The organism is Mycobacteriales bacterium, assembly GCA_036497565.1.
Lineage (GTDB): Bacteria > Actinomycetota > Actinomycetes > Mycobacteriales > QHCD01 > DASXJE01.
The window spans coordinates 1-2,471 of record DASXJE010000014.1; the positions used below are offsets into that span (position 1 = coordinate 1).

Annotated in this window: 3 protein-coding genes; 2 read left to right on the plus strand and 1 reads right to left on the minus strand. The window is 68.0% G+C overall.

Annotated features, from left to right (window positions below; all coding sequences use genetic code 11):
• The coding region (locus VGH85_01140; GenBank protein HEY2172394.1) for a hypothetical protein at window positions 1-196 on the plus strand (196 nt) is incomplete at its 5' end.
• On the opposite strand, the gene VGH85_01145 is transcribed toward VGH85_01140, so the two are convergent.
• Window positions 193-1,029: a DUF3097 domain-containing protein gene (locus VGH85_01145; protein ID HEY2172395.1), complete on the minus strand. Its 837-nt coding sequence runs from the start codon at window positions 1,027-1,029 to the stop codon at window positions 193-195. The genes VGH85_01140 and VGH85_01145 overlap by 4 nt on opposite strands.
• A 102-nt stretch (window positions 1,030-1,131) precedes the next feature.
• On the opposite strand from VGH85_01145, the gene VGH85_01150 reads away from it, so the two are divergent.
• Window positions 1,132-2,471, plus strand: a 1,340-nt coding sequence (locus VGH85_01150) for a transglutaminase family protein (GenBank protein ID HEY2172396.1), incomplete at its 3' end; no start/stop codon positions are given.

Consider the following 2,471-nt stretch of genomic DNA (forward strand, 5'->3'; position numbering starts at 1 on the left):
GAGGGCCAGCTTCAGCACCGTCCGGGCCCATGCCGGCGAGACGCTGCTGTCTTTCCTGGTGCAGGGTCTGCTGGTGGCGGTGGGGTTCCTCGCCTGCGGCGTCGGCATTCTCGTGACCGGCCCGATTGCGCTGCTGATCCAGGTGTACACCTACCGTCGGCTCTCCGGAGGACCGGTCGCGCCGCCCACTCCTTAGGGCTCGGTGACGAAGTCGATCAGCTCTTCCACCCGGCCGATCAGCGCCGCGTCGAGGTCGGTCCAGTCCCGGACCCGGCCGCGGATGCGCTGCCACGCCGCGGCGATGTCGGCCTGGTCGGCGTGTGGCCAGCCCAGGGCCTGACAGATCCCGTGCTTCCAGTCCGTCCCGCGTGGGATGACCGGCCACTCCGCCAGACCCAGCCGGGCCGGTTTGACGGCCTGCCAGATGTCGACGAACGGATGGCCGACGACCAGGGTGTCCGAGCCGCCGGGGCCGCGGCGCACCGCTTCGGCGAGCCGCGATTCCTTGGAACCGGGTACCAGGTGGTCGACGAGCACGCCCAGCCGCCGCTGCGGGCCGGGGCGGAACTCTTCGACGACACCGACGAGATCGTCGACGCCCCCGAGGTATTCGACCACCACTGCCTCGACCCGCAGATCGTCGCCCCACACCTGCTCGACGAGCTCGGCGTCGTGGCGGCCCTCCACGTAGATCCGGCCGGTCCGGGCAACCCGGGCGCGTGCTCCGGTCACCGCGACCGAGCCCGACGCGGTGCGGGTGGGCGCCTTGGCGGTCGGACGTCGCGGCGCGGTCAGGATCACCGGTGTGCCGTCGACGAGATATCCCGGGCCAACCGGGAATGGCTTTCGGCGGCCATGCCGGTCCTCGAGCTCCATCCGGCCGTATTCGACGCGCACCACAGCACCGACGTAGCCGGTCTGCGCGTCCTCGACGACCATGCCGAGTTGTATCGCCATTTCAGCTGACCGGACCGTGCGCGCATTGTGCGGGTCGCGTGCCAGAACGTCGGAGCCGTAACGATCGTCCACCCGAGCGATCCTAGGAACGACGAGGGCAAAAGCGGTCACGCCACGCGGATGCGGGGTTCGCCGTGCTGCGACCTTGTGGCCGTCGTGATGAGATGGGCGGTTATGACCATCAAAGTGGCACTGGAGCATCGCACCAGTTACACCTTTGATCGGTCTGTCCGGGTGTTCCCGCATGTCGTGCGGCTGCGGCCGGCGCCGCACTCGCGTACCGCGATCGAGGCCTACTCGCTGCGAGTCGAGCCCGCCGACCACTTCGTCAACTGGCAGCAGGATGCGGTCGGCAACTTCGTCTACCGGCTGACGTTCCCGAATCCGATGAGCCAGCTGACCATTACGGTCGGGCTGATCGCCGACCTCAAAGTGATCAACCCTTTCGACTTCTTCATCGAGGACTGGGCAGAAACGTGGCCGTCCGGCGGGTTCACCTATCCCGAGCCGTTGGCCGAGGACCTCAAGCCGTACCTACGGCCGATCGATGAGAACGGTGCCGGATCGGGCCCCGGCGAGCTGGTGCAGGCGTGGGTGAGTACGTTCGCGATGGCGCCGGGCACCCGCACGATCAACTATCTGGTCGAGCTCAATAGGCGCGTCAACAGCGACCTCGGCTACAGCCTGCGCATGGAACATGGCGTGCAGACACCGGATTTCACGCTGCGGACCGGGGTCGGCTCGTGCCGCGACTTCGCCTGGCTACTGGTGTCGATCCTCCGTCAGATGGGTCTGGCCGCCAGGTTCGTGTCCGGCTACCTGGTCCAGCTGACTTCAGACGTCAAGGCGCTCGACGGACCGTCGGGCCCTACCGCCGACTTCACCGATCTGCACGCCTGGGCCGAGGTGTACATCCCCGGTGCCGGCTGGATCGGCCTGGACCCGACGTCAGGACTGTTCGCCGGCGAGGGCCACATTCCGCTGGCCGCGACGCCGAGTCCGGAGAGCGCGGCTCCCATCACCGGCAACACCGATCCGTGCGAAGCGGTGATGGAGTTTTCCAATACCGTCACCCGCATCCACGAAGACCCTCGCGTCACGCTCCCTTACACCGACGAGGCATGGGCGACGATCCAGGACGTCGCGCGCGGTGTTGACAGGCGATTGGCCGACGGCGATGTCCGATTGACCGTCGGTGGCGAGCCCACATTCGTCTCGGTGGATAACCAGGTCGACGATGAGTGGATCACCGCTGCCGACGGCCCGCACAAACGTGAACGCGCCTCCGAGCTGGCCGCGCGGCTGAAAGCGCAGTGGGCACCGCAGGGGCTGGTCCACCGCGGACAGGGCCGGTGGTATCCCGGTGAACCGTTGCCGCGCTGGCAGATTGGACTGTACTGGCGTACCGATGGGCAGCCGCTGTGGCCCGACGACACGCTACTGGCCGATCCATGGGGTACCGATCAGGCCGGCCCGCCGGCACCCGACTCCGCCGCCCGGGACTTGCTGGCGGC